Source organism: Variovorax sp. Soil_C_26, assembly GCF_057657075.1.
This window is the reverse complement of the sequence record NZ_JBDGJC010000006.1, coordinates 54,167-69,019: the sequence shown is the minus strand read 5'-3', so window position 1 is coordinate 69,019 and position 14,853 is coordinate 54,167. Positions and strand designations below refer to the sequence as shown.

At 68.9% G+C, this 14,853-nt stretch carries 17 protein-coding genes; 5 read left to right on the top strand and 12 right to left on the bottom strand.

The genetic code is table 11. The features are described 5' to 3' along the window. Nucleotides 1–5: 5 nt before the first annotated feature. The gene (locus AC3A6G_RS18085) at nucleotides 6–644 is read right to left on the bottom strand and encodes a GDSL-type esterase/lipase family protein (RefSeq protein WP_487874241.1); all 639 of its coding nucleotides are present in this window, start codon (nucleotides 642–644) and stop codon (nucleotides 6–8) included. A 172-nt stretch (nucleotides 645–816) separates the two neighbouring features. Between AC3A6G_RS18085 and AC3A6G_RS18080 the strand changes: the two genes are divergently transcribed. Then, on the top strand, nucleotides 817–1,257 hold the full coding sequence (locus tag AC3A6G_RS18080; protein WP_487860714.1) for an RcnB family protein: 441 nt from the start codon (nucleotides 817–819) through the stop codon (nucleotides 1,255–1,257). Nucleotides 1,258–1,364: 107 nt separating this feature from the next. On the opposite strand, the gene AC3A6G_RS18075 is transcribed toward AC3A6G_RS18080, so the two are convergent. After that, a complete protein-coding gene (locus AC3A6G_RS18075; protein ID WP_487860713.1) occupies nucleotides 1,365–1,628 on the bottom strand; it encodes a hypothetical protein in 264 nt (87 codons plus the stop codon). A 176-nt stretch (nucleotides 1,629–1,804) separates the two neighbouring features. On the opposite strand from AC3A6G_RS18075, the gene AC3A6G_RS18070 reads away from it, so the two are divergent. Further along, nucleotides 1,805–2,407, top strand: coding sequence for a TetR/AcrR family transcriptional regulator (locus AC3A6G_RS18070; RefSeq protein WP_487860712.1), 603 nt, complete (start codon nucleotides 1,805–1,807; stop codon nucleotides 2,405–2,407). A 207-nt stretch (nucleotides 2,408–2,614) separates the two neighbouring features. Then, nucleotides 2,615–3,535, top strand: a complete 921-nt coding sequence (locus AC3A6G_RS18065) for an alpha/beta fold hydrolase (protein WP_487874240.1) — start codon at nucleotides 2,615–2,617, stop codon at nucleotides 3,533–3,535. A 6-nt stretch (nucleotides 3,536–3,541) separates the two neighbouring features. Here AC3A6G_RS18065 and minE read toward each other — a convergent pair whose 3' ends face one another. The 5 genes from minE to AC3A6G_RS18040 form a co-directional block, all read right to left on the bottom strand. Then, on the bottom strand, nucleotides 3,542–3,820 hold the full coding sequence (minE, locus tag AC3A6G_RS18060) for a cell division topological specificity factor MinE (protein ID WP_487860710.1): 279 nt from the start codon (nucleotides 3,818–3,820) through the stop codon (nucleotides 3,542–3,544). A gap of 3 nt (nucleotides 3,821–3,823) precedes the next feature. Next, nucleotides 3,824–4,639, bottom strand: coding sequence for a septum site-determining protein MinD (gene minD, locus AC3A6G_RS18055; protein ID WP_487874239.1), 816 nt, complete (start codon nucleotides 4,637–4,639; stop codon nucleotides 3,824–3,826). Between the two features lie 69 nt (nucleotides 4,640–4,708). Further along, a complete protein-coding gene (minC, locus tag AC3A6G_RS18050; RefSeq protein ID WP_487860708.1) occupies nucleotides 4,709–5,485 on the bottom strand; it encodes a septum site-determining protein MinC in 777 nt (258 codons plus the stop codon). A 236-nt stretch (nucleotides 5,486–5,721) separates the two neighbouring features. Continuing rightward, nucleotides 5,722–7,008, bottom strand: a complete 1,287-nt coding sequence (locus tag AC3A6G_RS18045) for a solute carrier family 23 protein (protein ID WP_487860707.1) — start codon at nucleotides 7,006–7,008, stop codon at nucleotides 5,722–5,724. Between the two features lie 102 nt (nucleotides 7,009–7,110). Continuing rightward, on the bottom strand, nucleotides 7,111–7,533 hold the full coding sequence (locus tag AC3A6G_RS18040; protein ID WP_487860706.1) for a hotdog fold thioesterase: 423 nt from the start codon (nucleotides 7,531–7,533) through the stop codon (nucleotides 7,111–7,113). 85 nt (nucleotides 7,534–7,618) lie between these two features. Between AC3A6G_RS18040 and AC3A6G_RS18035 the strand changes: the two genes are divergently transcribed. After that, entirely contained in the window at nucleotides 7,619–8,941 is a 1,323-nt protein-coding gene (locus AC3A6G_RS18035) for an AsmA family protein (protein WP_487874238.1), read from the top strand. Here AC3A6G_RS18035 and AC3A6G_RS18030 read toward each other — a convergent pair. Further along, on the bottom strand, nucleotides 8,938–10,758 hold the full coding sequence (locus tag AC3A6G_RS18030; RefSeq protein WP_487874237.1) for a feruloyl-CoA synthase: 1,821 nt from the start codon (nucleotides 10,756–10,758) through the stop codon (nucleotides 8,938–8,940). The two genes, AC3A6G_RS18035 and AC3A6G_RS18030, sit on opposite strands and share 4 nt — an antisense overlap. Nucleotides 10,759–10,890: 132 nt before the next feature. Between AC3A6G_RS18030 and AC3A6G_RS18025 the strand changes: the two genes are divergently transcribed. Then, nucleotides 10,891–11,274, top strand: a complete 384-nt coding sequence (locus tag AC3A6G_RS18025; protein ID WP_487874236.1) for a DUF1090 domain-containing protein — start codon at nucleotides 10,891–10,893, stop codon at nucleotides 11,272–11,274. 24 nt (nucleotides 11,275–11,298) lie between these two features. Here the strand turns inward: AC3A6G_RS18025 and AC3A6G_RS18020 are convergent, their stop codons facing one another. From AC3A6G_RS18020 to AC3A6G_RS18005, 4 genes are all read right to left on the bottom strand, one after another. Further along, nucleotides 11,299–12,000, bottom strand: a complete 702-nt coding sequence (locus AC3A6G_RS18020) for an ABC transporter ATP-binding protein (protein ID WP_487860702.1) — start codon at nucleotides 11,998–12,000, stop codon at nucleotides 11,299–11,301. Between the two features lie 87 nt (nucleotides 12,001–12,087). Next, nucleotides 12,088–12,843, bottom strand: a complete 756-nt coding sequence (locus AC3A6G_RS18015; RefSeq protein WP_487860701.1) for an ABC transporter ATP-binding protein — start codon at nucleotides 12,841–12,843, stop codon at nucleotides 12,088–12,090. Between the two features lie 136 nt (nucleotides 12,844–12,979). Further along, the gene (locus tag AC3A6G_RS18010) at nucleotides 12,980–13,969 is read right to left on the bottom strand and encodes a branched-chain amino acid ABC transporter permease (RefSeq protein ID WP_487864456.1); all 990 of its coding nucleotides are present in this window, start codon (nucleotides 13,967–13,969) and stop codon (nucleotides 12,980–12,982) included. After that, nucleotides 13,966–14,838, bottom strand: coding sequence for a branched-chain amino acid ABC transporter permease (locus AC3A6G_RS18005; RefSeq protein WP_487860699.1), 873 nt, complete (start codon nucleotides 14,836–14,838; stop codon nucleotides 13,966–13,968). Before AC3A6G_RS18005 ends, AC3A6G_RS18010 begins: the two co-directional genes overlap by 4 nt. Between the last annotated feature and the right edge of the window lie 15 nt (nucleotides 14,839–14,853).

Below are 14,853 nucleotides of genomic sequence, written 5' to 3'. Positions count from 1 at the left end.
GCGGCTCAGCGCCAGCCCGCCGCCGCGAGCCGCTCTGCGAGCTGCTGCGCAATGCGCGCATAGCCTTCTGCGTTGGCATGGATGCGGTCGGAGCGCAGCGACGGATCGGACAGCACCTCCGAATACACGTCGGCAATGAGCAGCGCCTGCTGCGCCTGCGCGACCTCCGCGTAGAACGGCGCGTCGCTCAGCGAGCCGATCGCCGCGCGCATCGCGTCGGGCGCGGGCGTGGCGAGCAGCGCCACATGGGGCGTGTGCGCGCGCGCCTGCTCGACGAGCGCCGCGAGGTTGTCGTGCGTCGCCGCGGGCGGCACGCCGCGCAGCATGTCGTTGCCACCGATGCCGATGAGGATCGCGTCGTAGGCCTCGCCGGCCAGCAGCGCCGGCAGGCGCTCGAGCGCACCGGCGGAGGTGTCGCCGTTGACCCCCGCGTTCTCGACCTGCCAGCCCGTGAGCTCGGCCAGTTTGGCCGGCCAGCCGGCGTCCGGCGGAGCGCCGTGGCCGAAGGTCAGACTGTCGCCGATCGCCAGCACCCGCGCATCGGACTTGAGCGCGGCAGAGGAAACCTTGCGCTTGCCGCAGGCGGAGAGCAGGGCGGCGGCCGGCACGCCGGCCATCAAGTGGAGAAGGTGTCGTCGCTGCATGTGTGTGAGATGGGTGCGCGCGCGAGCTTAAACGGCTTCGGTGAAGGACAACACGCCGCCCGGATACCTGCGCTTACCGTATTTCACCTCGCCGCGACCGGATGCGCTCCGGCCAGACACAAGCGCCGCCGAGAATGGACTCGTCAGTCAACAACGCATGAAGGAGTTCCAGATGATCATCAATTCAAAGCGCATGGCCACCGTTGCAGCGGCGGCACTCGCGATGTGCATGGCAGCGGGAAGTGCCTTCGCGCAGGACCGTGGGCATGACCGCGATCGCCGCGACGGCCACAACCGCTATGAGCAGCGCGACCGCGGCCATGGCAATGACCGGCACGACAACCGTCGCGGTAGCCGTGGCTGGGACCGCGACGACAACCGGCCGGGCCGTCACTTCGACCGCCCCGGCCATCCGCATCCGCACGCCGAGTGGCGCCGCGGCGGGCGCGTGCCGTCCCAGTACCGCGGCCGCAACTACGTGGTGGACGACTGGCGCGCCTACCGCCTGCAGCAGCCGCCGCGCGGCTACCAGTGGGTGGGGGTGGGCGGCGACTACGTGCTCGCGGCCATCGCGACCGGCTTGATCGCCCAGATCATCGTGGGCAACCGATAACGAAAAGACAGGTCCCGCGGCGGCGCCCTTCGCGCACCCCACGCACCCAAACCGCCGCAGGCATCCTGCGGCGGTTTTTTATTGAGAGTGGTGCCCGCGGTGGGCGCTCAGGCCGCCACGACGGGCAGCGACTGGGCGCAGACGTTGCGCCCCGTGATCGTGAGCCGCAGTCCGCCGCCATGCCATTCGAGCCAGTTCAGGTTCACGTAGGCGTCGATGTCGCTGTCGTCGATGCGGTCGGCCTGGCGGCTCTGCAGCAGTTCCACCGTGGCGGGCAGCGCCCGCCGGAGTCGTTCGCGCTGTTCGGCGGCATTGGCGGCCCTCTTGGCCCTTGCCTGCTGTATCTGCTGCTGCTGCTGGATAGATGCCATTGCTGATCCGTTCCGGAAAGCCAAAGGAATTAGTCCGAATGTACGCTCACTGTGTGAAGCTGCATGCTTCTTTTCCCGAGTAATGCCAGCGTACCCCCGAATTCGTCCTTGAAGGCCTTCTGGAGCGGCTTCGACGCAGATATTGAAGTTTCGCACGACTGTGCTAAAGTGCGGCCATGGACGCAAAAACCCAGAAGGCCGAACTGACCCGCACCGCCATTGTCGGCGCAGCGATGGACCTCGCGCTGGCCGAGGGACTCGAGGCGATCACGCTGCAGGCGGTTGCGAACCGGCTGGCCCTGTCCAAGAGCGGCGTGTTCTCGCGCGTGGGATCGCGCGAGGCGCTGCAGAAGGCCGTGATCGAGGAATACGGCCGCCGCTTCCTGGCCGACGTGTTCGTGCCGGCCATGCAGAAGCGCAAGGGCCTCGCGCGGCTCGAGGACATCGTCGAGCGCTGGATCGCGCGCACCCGCGACATCGAGGCCGAGACCGGGTGCATCTACACCGCCGGCGCGTTCGAGTTCGACGACCGCGAAGGCGAACTACGCGACCTGCTGTTCGACGAGATCACGCGCTGGCGCGCAGCGCTGCGGCGCACGGTGCTGCAGGCCGTGGACACCGGCGAGCTGCGCGCCGACACCGATGCCGCGCAGGTGGTCAGCGAACTCAACGCCATCGTCATCGGCCTGCTGCACGATGCGCGCTTCCTGCGCGATGCACAGGCCGCAGACCGCGCCAGGCGAACCTGGCAGCGGCTTCTTTCCAGCTACCGCGCCTGAGCCGCAGGGCAGGGTGCTTTCGTTCCGTCTTTGTCTGATCAAATTTCGCACGATTGTGCGATAAAAAGGAGAAGCACCATGCTGATCATTGCCCTTTGCCTTGCCGTCTATGCCGGTGCCATCGGCACCGAAGCCGTCCGCGATGCGCTGCGGAGCCTGCCGCGCAGCAACGACGACTGGGTCTGGTACTGAAGCGGAGCCCCTTGCATGACGAGCACCAGCACCCCTTCGGCGGCCGCGCACGCCGCGCAGTCGAACTACTACCGACCGAGCCGCACCATGCGCGCTTTGCGCTTCGGCCTGACCGCGTCGCAGCGGCTCTGGCCTGCGCTCGGCGTGCGCGCCGCCTACCGCCTCTTCGGCACGCCGCTGCCACCCAAGTGGCTCTACCGCGGCCAGGCGCCCGGTGCCGGCTGGCGGCGCGAGGCCTGGCGCTTCGAAAACGCCAGCCTTGGTATCTATCATCTGGCCGCACAGGATTCGGCGGCCGAATCGGCACCGTTGGTGCTGCTGGTGCATGGCTGGGGCGGCCATGCGGGGCAACTGCTGGCACTCGCCGATGCGGTGGCCGCTGCGGGCCTGCGCCCCGTGCTGGTCGAGTTGCCCGCGCACGGCAGGAGCGCGGGCACGATGAGCAACTCGCCGCAGTTCGCGCGCGCCATCGCCTATGCGGTGGCCCGGCTTGCGGCCGATGGCCATGGGCTGCGCGCCGCGGTGGCGCATTCGCTGGGTGCCAATGCGCTCGGCCTCGCGGCGGCACAAGGCGTGGCGGTCGAGCGATTGGTGCTGCTGGCGCCGCCCGCGTCGCCGCGCGCGTACACGCGCTACTTCGCGCACACCTTCGGTCTCAGCGAGGCCACGCGATCGGCCATGCAGCGGCTGTTCGAAGCACGCGAAGGCGTGTTGATGCAGCAGCTCGAGCCCGCGGCGGTCGGCCCGCGCATCGCGCAGCCGACGCTGATCGTGCATGACCGCGACGACCGCGTGAACCGCTTTGCCGACGCCGAGGCCTACCGCGATGCGATCGCGGGGGCGCAACTCGTCGCGACGGAGGGGCTGGGGCACCGCCGCATCCTCAAGGACGAGGCGGTGGTGCACCAGGTGGCGCGTTTCGTGTCGCGCGCCTGACCGATCTCAGCGCGCCGTGGTGGGCGAGGGATCGGGCAGTTCGATCTTGATGTCGAGCACTTCGAGGTCGTCCTGCTTCTCCAGGTGGACCTTGATGTCTTCGGCATTGATCGACACGTACTTCGAGATCACCGCCATCAGCTCGCGCTGGAGGTCGGGCAGGTAGTCGGGGCGCCGCTTGCCGCTGAGGCTGGACCGCTCGTGCGCGAGGATGATCTGCAGCCGCTCCTTGGCGACGCTGGCCGTCTTCTTCTTTTCGCCGAGCAGGAACGAGAAAAAGGACATGGCCTACTTGCCTCCGAAAATTCGCTTGAAGAAGCCCGGCTTTTCCGCATCGATGAAGCGCATCGGGCGGTCCTCGCCGAGGAAGCGCGCCACCACGTCGCTGTAGGCCTGGGCCACGTCGGTGTCCTTGTCGTGGATCGCGGGCACGCCCTGGTTCGAGGCCTGCAGCACGCTTTCCGACTCGGGAATGACGCCGATCAGCTTGATGCGCAGGATGTCCTGGATGTCCTCGAGCGAGAGCATCTGGCCGCCGGCCACGCGGTTGGGGTTGTAGCGGGTGATCAGCAGGTGCTCCTTGATGGGATCGCCGCCGTCCTTCGCGCGCTTGGTCTTGCTGCTGAGCATGCCCAGGATGCGGTCGGAGTCGCGCACCGAGGAAACCTCGGGGTTGGTCACCACGAGCGCCTCGTCGGCGAAGTGCATGGCCATCATGGCGCCGGTCTCGATGCCCGCGGGTGAATCGCAGACGATGTAGTCGAAGTCCATCGTGGCCAGATCGGTCAGCACCTTCTCGACGCCTTCCTGCGTCAGGGCTTCCTTGTCGCGCGTCTGCGAGGCCGCGAGCACGAACAGGTTGTCGCACTGCTTGTCCTTGATCAGCGCCTGGCTCAGGTTGGCCTCGCCCTGGATCACGTTGATGAGGTCGTACACCACGCGCCGCTCGCAGCCCATGATCAGGTCGAGGTTGCGCAGGCCCACGTCGAAGTCGATCACGGCCGTCTTCTTGCCTGCGAGCGCCAAGCCCGACGCGAAGCTGGCGCTCGTCGTGGTCTTGCCGACGCCGCCCTTGCCCGAGGTCACCACCACAATTTTGGCCATTCCCATTCCTTCTATTTCGATTCGGTTGTTCGTTCGTTTGCTTGTCGATTGTCGGCGCGCGTGTCCGGTTTACGGAATCGCGTCGATCGCCAGCTTCTTGCCGTCCAGCCGCACCTGCGCCGGCTTGCCGAGCACCGACTCGGGCAGCGGCACTTCGTTGGTGCGGTAAATGCCCGCAATGGCGACGAGCTGCGCCTCCATGCAGGTCGAGAAGATCCGCGCCTCGGTGTTGCCGCGCGCACCCGCAATGGCCTTGCCGCGCAGGGGCGCATAGACGTGCACGTTGCCGTCCGCAATGACTTCCGCGCCGAAGCTCACGACTGCCGTGACCACCACGTCGCCGCCGCGCGCGTACACCTGCTGGCCCGAGCGCAGCGGCTTGTCGATCAGCAGCGTGCCGTTGGCGGGCACCGGCACTTCGCGCACGATCTGCGGCGCCGCGCTCGCGGGGGCATTGGCGGGGGCAGGCGGTGCAGGGCTGCGCGGCGCCGGCGCCACCGGCATGGTGGTCAGCGAGAGGCCGGCGGCACGTGCGGCCGCGTTGTGCGCGTCGCTACCGCCGCGCACTGCGATCGGCTGCGTCTGGTGGCGTGCCAGCAGGTTGCGCAGCGCGGCAAAGTCGATGACGTGCGCCGGGGCGCCGCCTTGTTCCTCTTCCTGGAGCAGCGAAAGGTCGATGACCACCGGCTCCTGGTCGAAGAAGTCGGGGGAATCCGCCAGCTGCGCATCGAGCGCCTCGGCCAGCACGCCCAGGTCGGACGTCTTGAGGATCACTGCGATGAGCGGCAGCGTGGCGCTCTTGAATTCGAAAACCGCCTTGGTGCGCGCGGCGGAGACATCGGCCATTGGAAAACGTCGGTGCGAAAAGCGTTGAAGTCTAACGGGCGAAGGCTTCCGGCCCATCGCCCAGGCCTTCATGGGGCCGCCCGGACAACATCTCTTGCACCGCGTTGCACTTTCTTTCGCGGCGCAAAGGGAGCAGCGGCCCCCGCGCGGGCACCCGCGGATCGGGCTTTGCCCGGCCGCTGGGTGCGCCCCCCAGTGGGGGGAGGCGCCGCAGGCGCTTCGGGGGGCGTCCACATTCAGGCGTTGCGCGATCGCCCGAGGAGTGCGTAGAGGATGATCGCGCCGAAGGTAGCGGTTCCGATGCCGCCGAGCGCGAAGTCGCCGAACTTCAGCGTGAAGTCGCCAGTGCCGATGATCAGCGTGATCGCGGCCACGATAAGGTTCTTGTTCTGCGAGAAGTCGACCTTGTTGTCGACCCAGATCTTGGCGCCCGCAATGGCGATCAGGCCGAACACCACGATGCTCACGCCGCCCATCACCGGCAGCGGTATCGCCTGGATCAGCGCGCCGAACTTGGGGCTGAAGCCCAGCACCAGCGCGATCAGCGCCGCCACCACGAACACCGCCGTCGAGTAGATGCGCGTGGCCGCCATCACGCCGATGTTCTCGGCATAGGTGGTCACGCCCGTGCCGCCCGCGGCGCCGCTCACCACCGTCGCGATGCCGTCGCCGATGAACGCGCGGCCCATGTAGGGGTCGAGGTTGCGGCCGGTCATGGCGGTGACCGCTTTCAGGTGCCCGAGGTTCTCGGCCACCAGGATGATCGCCACCGGCGCGATCAGCAGCATCGCGTTGGCGGTGAACACCGGCGCGGTGAAGGTCGGCAGGCCGAACCAGGCCGCATTGGCGATGCCGCTGAGGTCGACCGGCTTGCCCAGGCCCATGCCGTTGGTCAGCACCGCGTAAACCACGGTCGCGAGGATCAGCCCGACCAGGATCAGGAGCCGCTGCAGCATGCCGCGCGCGAACACCGCCACCAGGCCCACGCAAAGGAAGGTGACGGCCTGCATCCAGGCGTCGAAGTTGCCGGCCGCCATGTTCTTGATCGGCACGTTGGCCAGGTTGAGCCCGATCACGGCCACGACGGCGCCAGTCACCACGGGCGGCATGAAGCGCTCGATCCAGCCCGTGCCGATGGCCTGCACGATCGCGCCGATCGCGATGTAGACCACCCCGCAGGCCACGATGCCGCCGAGCGCCACCGCGATGTTGGCGTTCGGGCCCTTGCCCGCGTAGCCGCTCGCCGCGATCACCACGCCGATGAACGCGAAGCTCGAGCCCAGGTAGCTGGGCACTTTGCCGCCGGTCACGAAATAGAAGATCAGCGTGCCGATGCCGCTCATCAGGATCGCGATGTTGGGGTTGAAGCCCATCAGGATCGGCGCCAGCACCGTGGCGCCGAACATCGCGATGACGTGCTGCACGCCCATGGCGCCGGTCTGCAGCCAGGGCAGGCGTTCGTCGGGCGCGATGACCGCGCCGTCGGCCAGTGTGGACACCGGCTTTTCAGTCCAGTTGAACATTGACATTGCTTCTTCTCCTCTTGTCGATGGGGCGTGATTGTGGGGCAGAGAAGCAGAAGCAAGAAGGACGCCGCGCGGCCCACCCGGCGCGTGCCCGCGGGCTCAGCGCGGCTGCAGCACCGCCATCGTGATCCGCGACACGCAGGTCAGTTCGCCCGCCTCGTTCGTCAGTTCGATCTGCCACACCTGGGTGGAGCGCCCGCGGTGCACCGGCCGGGCCGTGCCCGTGACCCAGCCGCTGGTGGCCGAGCGGATGTGGTTGGCGTTGATGTCCAGGCCCACGGCGCGGTCGCCCTCGGGCGCGCTGTAGTGCGCGCCGCACGAGCCCAGCGTCTCGGCAAGCACCACCGACACCCCGCCGTGCAGGATGCCGTAGGGCTGGCGGGTGCGTTCGTCCACCGGCACGCGGGCGCGGATGAAGTCGTCGCCCACCTCCAGGAACTCGATGCCGAGGGCGGACACGGCGGTGCCGACATGGTTGCGGGTCAGTGCCTCGACGGAGATGTCTTTCTTCCAGATGCGCATTCGGTTCTTTCGGCTACGGGGAATCGGAAAACTATAGCGACGGCGGCTGACAAGGCGTGTCGCCTTGGCGTGCTAAGTTGCCGCGATGAAACGCTCAGTTCGCCCCTGGCTGCTCGGCATCGCCGCGGCCCTGCTGCTCGGCGCCGGGGCGCTGGTGTGGCTCGTCGCCTCGCGCCTGCCGAGCGACGAACAAGCCGCCGAGCGTATCGCCGAGGCGTTCGAAAAGCGGTTCGGCGTCGGCCTTCAGGTGGGCGGTGCGCACTGGTCGCTCTGGCCCAGCCCCGTGCTGGTGCTTTCGGATGTGGCCACGGTGCAGCCGCGCCCGGTCACGCTGCGCCGTGTCACGCTGCAACTGAGGCTGCGCGAGCTGCTGCGGCGGGTGGTCGCCGTCGACGCGCTCGAGGTCGAAAGCCTGGTGCTGCCGCGTGAATCGCTTTATGCGTTCCGAGGCAAGGGGCCGAGGCCGAGCGAGGGCGGCGGCGCCTTCACGCTGCCTGCGCCCTGGACGCTCGCGCCGCTTCCGATCGAGAAAGTCCGCTGGCGCGACGTGGTCTGGATCGACCGGCGCGGCATCGCATTGGCCTACGACGGCGAGATCGCGTTCGACGGCCAGTGGCGCCCGCGCGAGGCGCGCGTCGAACGCGCCGGCGCGTCGCCGCCCGCGCGCCTGCAGCTCGAGCGCGAGCCCGGGCAGGACCGCTGGCGCACCCGCATCGACGCGGGCGGCGGAAGCTGGAACGGCGTCTCGGTGTTCGAGGTGCGCCCGAACGACGCACTGCGCGTGTCGGCCGATCTCGAGGCGAGCGACATCGACCTCGCGGGCCTGCTGAAGGCCTTCGACCGCCGCGCGGCCGTCGCCGGCAAGGTCTACGGCCGCTCCATGCTCGAGGCCGAGGCGGGCGAACTCGGTGCGCTGCTGCGCAGCCTGCACACACGCACCACTTTCGCGGTGCGGCCCGCGACGCTCGTCGGGCTCGACCTCGCCAAGGCGGTGAGCACCGCCGGCGTCAGCCGCGGCGGCACCACGCCGCTCGACGAACTGACCGGCACGCTCGACACCCAGGGCGGCGAGGACGGCACCGTGCTGCGCTACACCAACCTCAAGGCGCGGTCCGGCGTGCTCACCGCCAGCGGCCAGCTGCGCTTCTTCAACCGCAAGCTCGACGGCGCGGTCGCGGTCGACATCGTCGATGGCGTGGTCGGCGTGCCGCTCAAGATCGGCGGCACCGCGAGCGACCCCGAGGTTTCGCTGACCGGCGGTGCGCTGGCCGGCGCGGCGGTCGGCTCCGCGGTGCTACCGGGCGTGGGCACCGCGATCGGTGCACGCCTGGGGCAGCAGGTCGAAAAGCTGTTCGGCACCGAGGCGCCGAAGGCGGAGAAGAAGGCGCCGGCCGCACCGCGGCGCTAGGCGTCGCGTCGCACCACCTCGGCATCGCCGTCGCCCGCCGCATGCAGCTGCGCCACGTCGGCCGCACGGCGTGCGAGCACCGCGCGCTGGTTGATGTAGCCCTTGTCGGTGATCTCGCCCGCATCGAGGCTCGGCGGCTCGGCCAGCACCAGCGCGCGTGCCGGGCATTGGGACGAGCCCGCGCCTTCGTCGCGCAGCACGCGCAGCACCTCGGCAATGCGCGCCTGCAGCGCGCCATGTTCGAGCGATGCGGCTTGTGGCGCAGGGAACACCAGCATGCCGATCTCGTCGCGGTCGTGGCCCGTGAGCACCACGTCCTGCACATGCGGCGCGAGCAGCGAAACCAGCCGCACGCGCAGCGTGCCCACCGAAACCCAGGTGCCGCTCGAGAGCTTGAAGTCCTCGGCCACGCGGCCGTTGAAGACCACGCCGCGCGAAGGCGCCGCCGGGTCGGCCAGGAAGCCTGCGTCGCCGATGCGGTAGTAGCCTTCGCCGTCGAAGGCCTCGGCCGTCTCGCGCGGCGCGCCGCGGTAGCCCGGGAACACCGACACGCCCTTCACGCGCATCTCGAGCTTCTGCCCGTTGGGCACGAACTTCAGCTCGAGCCCCGGCAGCGGCGCGCCGATGCAGCCGGCACCGTCCAGCTTCCAGTGCGCGGAGGTAATGGCCGGCGAGGTCTCGGTGGCGCCCCACGAAGTGGTGAGCCAGAGCGGGCGCTCGGGCCGCACGCGCCGTGCCACCGCTTCGAGCCGCTGCCAGGTCGACGGTGCCAGCGCTGCAGCGGCATAGAACGCGAGCCGCAGCCGGGAGAACACCTCGGCCGCGAGCGCGTCGTCGGCCTCGAGAAAGGGCAGCAGCATGTCGAAGCCGCGCGGCACGTTGAACAGCAGCGTGGGCTTCACCTCGCGCAGGTTGCGCACGGTCCTGTCGACAAGGCCCGGCGCGGGCCGACCCTCGTCGATGTAGAGCGCGCCGCCGTGGCACAGCACCATGTTCAGGTTGTGGTTGGCGCCGAAGGTGTGGCTCCAGGGCAGCCAGTCGACCAGCACCGGCGGCTCCTTTGCGAGGAAGCGCCAGGTCTGCGCCATCATCTGCTGGTTGGCGCAGAGCATGCGGTGCGTGTTGATCACCACCTTGGGCCGCCCCGTGGAACCCGAGGTCAGCAGGTACTTGGCGTGCGTGTCGGGCTGGATGGCCTCGAAGGCCTGCATCACCGCAGGCGTTTCAGCGCTGGCCAGCAGGCGGTCGAACGCGATGGCGCCCGGATGGGCCTCGGCATGGCGGCTGAACACCGCGACCGCCTCGACGCCGCACCCCGCGAGTGCCGCGCCATAGACCTCGGCATCGGACGCATAGACCAGCGACGGACCGAGCGCCTGCAGCACGCCGTGCAGCCGAGACGGATCTTTCGCCATGCGCGAGTAGGCGCTCGACAGCGAACAGGCGGTGCGCCCGATGTGCATCGCCGCGAGCATCAGCACCGCGTGGTCGATCGCGTTGTCCGAGAGAATCACGATCGGCCGGTCATCGGGCAGCGCGAGGTCGAGCAGGCCCTGCGCCACCGCGCCCACGGCCTGCCGCAGCGCGCGATAGTCGAGCCGGCGCCAGCCGCCTTCGCCCGCCTCGTCGCGCTCGGCCAGCGCGAGCGCATCGGGCGTCTCGCGCGCCCAGCGCTCGAGCCATTCGCCGATGCAGCGCGCATACGGCTGCAGCGCCATCGGCGAACGCAGCGCGAACGAGCCGTCGTCGAAGTCGATGCGCACCGTGCGGGGCGGGGCGATCTGGTCCGGGTCGAGGAGGAAGTCGTGGTCGGTCATGGCGCTCGAGTGTGCCGGTGCTGGCGGTTGCGCGAATCAGGGCCAACAGCAGGTATCGCGCGCCGAAGCGCCTAGAGTGGAGCTTGCGTTCACCGGCATCATCATCGAATCACCACTCACGCAGGAGTCCCCATGAAGCTGTCACCACTGGCCCTTGCCGCCGTCATCGCCGCACTGGCATCGAGCGTGGCCGTCGCACAACCGGGCGCCGGCGCGACCTGCGCGGACAAGCGCGAGGCCATCGCGGCCGACATCGAAGCGGCCAAGGCCGAAGGCCAGCCCCGACGCGTGCGCGGGTTGGAACGTGCGCTCGCCGAAGTGCGCCGCAACTGCACCGACGAGAAGCTGGCCACCCAGCACCGGCAGCGCGTGCGCAGCCACGAGCAGAAGGTGGCGCAGCGCGAGCGCGACCTGCGCGAGGCCCAGCGAAAAGGCGATGCCGACAAGATCGCGCGCCGCGAAGACAAGCTGCGCGAGGCGCAGGCCGAGCTTGAGCGGGTCAGGGCGCAGCGCTGACCGTGGCGCCGCGCTGCAGCGCGCTCACACCCCCAGCAGCTCTTCGAGCACCCCCGGCTCCGCCAGCAGATCCGCCGAGGCCCCGTGCCGCACGATGCGCCCCTTCTCCATCACCACGGCCAGATCGGTATGTGCGAGCACCTTGCGGTAGTCGCGGTCGACGATCAGCGTGGCGATGCCGGTGGTGCGGATCTCGGCGATCACGCGCCAGATCTCGGCCACGATCAGCGGGGCGAGCCCTTCGGTGGCCTCGTCGAGGATCAGCAGGCGCGGGTTGGTCATGAGCGCGCGGCCGATCGAGAGCATCTGCTGCTCGCCGCCCGAGAGCTGCTGGCCGCCGTGCGAAAGCCGTTCGGCGAGCCTGGGGAAGGTCGCCATCACGCGCTCGAAGGTCCAGGCGCGGCTGCCGTCGATGCCGGCACGCTCGCTCATCACGAGGTTCTCGCGCACTGAGAGGTTCGGGAAGATGCCGCGGCCCTCGGGCACGTAGCCGATGCCGAGCCGTGCGATCTTCTCGGGCGGCAGCCCGGTGACGGTGCGGCCGTCGATCTGCACCTCGCCCGAGGCGGGGCGCACGTAACCCATGACGGTGCGGATCAGCGTGGTCTTGCCCATGCCGTTGCGCCCCAGCAGGCCGACCGAGGCGGCCTTGGGAATGGCGGCATGCACGCCACGCAGGATGTGACTGTTGCCGTAGTAGGTGTTGATGTCGCGGACGGTGAGCATCTCAGTGGCCTTCCGCCGGGCCGCCCCAAGGGAGGCCAGCGCCCCCTCGGGGGGCAGCGAATACACGAAGTGATGAGCGTGGGGGCATCAGTGTTCCTCGCCGAGGTACGCGGTGCGCACTTCAGGGTTCTCGCGGATCGACGCGGGTTCGCCCGTGGCGATGACGGTGCCGTTCACCATCACGGTGATGCGGTCGGCAATGCGGAACACCGCATCCATGTCGTGCTCGACGAGCAGGATCGCATGCGTGGCCTTGAGCCGCGCGAGCAGCGTGAGCATGCGGTCGGTTTCCTCGGCGCCCATGCCGGCGAGCGGCTCGTCGAGCAGCAGCACGCGCGGCCGGGTGGCCAGGCACATGGCCACTTCGAGTTGACGCTGCGCGCCATGGCTCAGCGTGCCCGCGATGCGCGACGCCTCGGCCGTGAGGCCCGCGGCCTCGAGCGCCGCGTCGGCGGCGGCATTGCTGGCCGCGCAGCGCCCGAAGGATTCCCACAGCGTCCACGGCCGCGCGGTGGCGGCCTGCGCCGCGAGGCGGCAGTTCTCGTGCACGCTGAACTCCGGGAAGATGGTCGTGCGCTGGTAGCTGCGGCCCACGCCGGCGCGCGCGCGGCGCCACTGCGCACGCCGTGTGATGTCGTGGCCGTCGAGTGCGATGCGCCCTTCGGAGGCCTCGATCTCGCCCGAGAGCATGTTGATCAGCGTCGACTTGCCGGCACCGTTGGTGCCGATCACGGCATGCACCTCGCCGACGTGCAGGTCGAGCGTGACGGCGTTCACGGCGGTGAGGCCGCCAAAGCGGCGGGTCAGTCCTTCGACCGAAAGCAGTGCGTGGGTGTTGCTCATGGTCTGGCTCCTTCCCCTTTCGGGGGAAGGCTGGGATGGGGGCGGGCAGGGCGCTCGACGGACACGCCGCTTGCCCCCACCCCGGCCGTCCCCCGGAAGGGGAGGGAGAAAGTCAAAGTCGAAGTCAGAACGCGTGTCATGCGCCCCCCTTCGGCGACAGCCGCTTCGCCAGCCCGATCAGCCCCTTGGGCAGCAGCGCGACGAACACGATGATGGCGATGCCCAGCGTGAGCTGCCAGTGGTCCGCGAGCGGACCCATCACTGCATGGGTGGAGAAGACCTCCTTGAGCAGCGTGAAGGCCACCGCGCCGATCACCGCGCCGCGCAGGTGGCCCAGGCCGCCGAGGATCACCATCAGCAGCACCTCGCCGGAGTTGTGCCACGCCATGAGTTCGGGGTTGACCACGCCGTCGCGCGACGCGAGCAAAAAGCCCGCGAGCCCGGCCAGCGCGCCCGCGAGCACGAAAGCCGCGAGCTTGTAGCCATAGACCGGAAAGCCCGCCGCGCGCATGCGCTGCTCGTTCACGCGGATGCCCGCGAGCGCCGCGCCGAAGCGCGAGCGCTTCAAGAGCGCGAGCAGCCCGTAGGTGAACACCAGCGCGCCGAGCACCACATAGAACAGCACCGTGCGGTTCTCCATGTCGAGCGGGCCGATGGCGGGCCGCACGTACAGGTAGATGCCGTCGCTGCCGCCGCCGACTGCGGTGTCGTGGAACACGAAGAAAGCCATCTGCGCGAAGGCGAGCGTCACCATGATGAAGTACACGCCGCGCGTGCGCAGGCTCAAGGCGCCCACGAAGAGCGCATACAGCGCCGCGACGCCCATGGACGCCAGCAGCAGCAGCACGAGGTTGCCGCCGTCGTTGCCCGAGGCCAGCACCGTCACGTAGGCGCCAAGGCCGTAGAACGCGGCATGGCCCAGGCTCACGAGGCCGGTCGTGCCCACGAGCAGTTCCAGGCTCAGCGCGAAGATCGACAGGATCATGATCTTGACGACGAAGTCCGAGGCGTAGTTGCCCAGCATCGGGCCGGCCACGCCAACCGCAATGGCCACCGCCACGGGCACCAGGAACGACAGCGAGGAGCGCTGGCGGACGGTGGCGTGGGTGTTGTTGTTGTTCGTCATGGCCGCTTCCCCATCAGCCCTTCGGGCTTCCAGATCAGCACGATCGCCATCAGCAGGTAGATGCCGATGCCGCTCAGGTCCGCGAAGAACACCTTGCCGAAGGTGTCGACGAAGCCCACGAGCAGCGACGCCACGAGCGCGCCGGTGATCGAGCCGATGCCGCCGATCACCACCAGCACGAAGCAGATGATCAGCACGCTCGCGCCCATGTTGGGGTACACCGACGACATCGGCGCGGCGATCATGCCGGCCAGCGCCGCGAGCGCCACGCCCGCGGCGAACACGATGCGGTAGAGCCGCTTCACGTCGATGCCCAGGCCGCGCACCATGTCGCGGTTGCTCGCGCCGGCGCGGATCATCATGCCGAGCCGCGTGCGGTTGACGACGAAATAGAGTCCGACCGCCAGCACGATGCAGGCCGCCGATGCGAAGAGCCGGTACCACGGGTAGCTCATGACGTTGCCGAGCGCGAAGCTGCCCTCCAGCCATGGCGGCACCCCGACACCGTGCACGTCGTTGCCCACCAGGATCGAGCGCAGCTCCTCGAACACCAGGATGAGCCCGTAGGTCATCAGCACCTGCTGCAGGTGGTCGCGCTGGTAGAGATAGCTGAAGAAGGCCCATTCGAGCAGGTAGCCGAAGATCGCCGCCAGCACCACGCCAGCCACCAGCATCAGAAGAAACTGGTCGCCGAACAGCGGCGACAGCGTGAACGCCATGTACGCGCCGATCATGTAGAAGCTTCCGTGCGCCAGGTTGATGACGCCCATGATCCCGAAGATCAGCGTCAGCCCCGAGGCCACGAGGAAGAGCAGGAGTCCGTACTGAACCGAGTTCAGGCACTGGACGAGAAAGGTGCCGAAATCCACGTTGAATGATCCCGA

Excerpts from the sequence above, each read along its gene's own strand:
- AC3A6G_RS18030 (WP_487874237.1), bottom strand. The coding sequence starts at position 10,758 with ATGACCGACCACGACTTCCTCCTCGACCCGGACCAGATCGCCCCGCCC.
- minC (WP_487860708.1), bottom strand. The coding sequence starts at position 5,485 with ATGGCCGATGTCTCCGCCGCGCGCACCAAGGCGGTTTTCGAATTCAAG.
- AC3A6G_RS18085 (WP_487874241.1), bottom strand. The coding sequence starts at position 644 with ATGCAGCGACGACACCTTCTCCACTTGATGGCCGGCGTGCCGGCCGCC.
- AC3A6G_RS18080 (WP_487860714.1), top strand. The coding sequence starts at position 817 with ATGATCATCAATTCAAAGCGCATGGCCACCGTTGCAGCGGCGGCACTC.
- AC3A6G_RS18075 (WP_487860713.1), bottom strand. The coding sequence starts at position 1,628 with ATGGCATCTATCCAGCAGCAGCAGCAGATACAGCAGGCAAGGGCCAAG.
- AC3A6G_RS18035 (WP_487874238.1), top strand. The coding sequence starts at position 7,619 with ATGAAACGCTCAGTTCGCCCCTGGCTGCTCGGCATCGCCGCGGCCCTG.
- AC3A6G_RS18020 (WP_487860702.1), bottom strand. The coding sequence starts at position 12,000 with ATGCTCACCGTCCGCGACATCAACACCTACTACGGCAACAGTCACATC.
- AC3A6G_RS18010 (WP_487864456.1), bottom strand. The coding sequence starts at position 13,969 with ATGACGAACAACAACAACACCCACGCCACCGTCCGCCAGCGCTCCTCG.
- minD (WP_487874239.1), bottom strand. The coding sequence starts at position 4,639 with ATGGCCAAAATTGTGGTGGTGACCTCGGGCAAGGGCGGCGTCGGCAAG.
- AC3A6G_RS18065 (WP_487874240.1), top strand. The coding sequence starts at position 2,615 with ATGACGAGCACCAGCACCCCTTCGGCGGCCGCGCACGCCGCGCAGTCG.
- AC3A6G_RS18040 (WP_487860706.1), bottom strand. The coding sequence starts at position 7,533 with ATGCGCATCTGGAAGAAAGACATCTCCGTCGAGGCACTGACCCGCAAC.
- AC3A6G_RS18025 (WP_487874236.1), top strand. The coding sequence starts at position 10,891 with ATGAAGCTGTCACCACTGGCCCTTGCCGCCGTCATCGCCGCACTGGCA.
- AC3A6G_RS18070 (WP_487860712.1), top strand. The coding sequence starts at position 1,805 with ATGGACGCAAAAACCCAGAAGGCCGAACTGACCCGCACCGCCATTGTC.
- AC3A6G_RS18045 (WP_487860707.1), bottom strand. The coding sequence starts at position 7,008 with ATGTTCAACTGGACTGAAAAGCCGGTGTCCACACTGGCCGACGGCGCG.
- AC3A6G_RS18015 (WP_487860701.1), bottom strand. The coding sequence starts at position 12,843 with ATGAGCAACACCCACGCACTGCTTTCGGTCGAAGGACTGACCCGCCGC.
- minE (WP_487860710.1), bottom strand. The coding sequence starts at position 3,820 with ATGTCCTTTTTCTCGTTCCTGCTCGGCGAAAAGAAGAAGACGGCCAGC.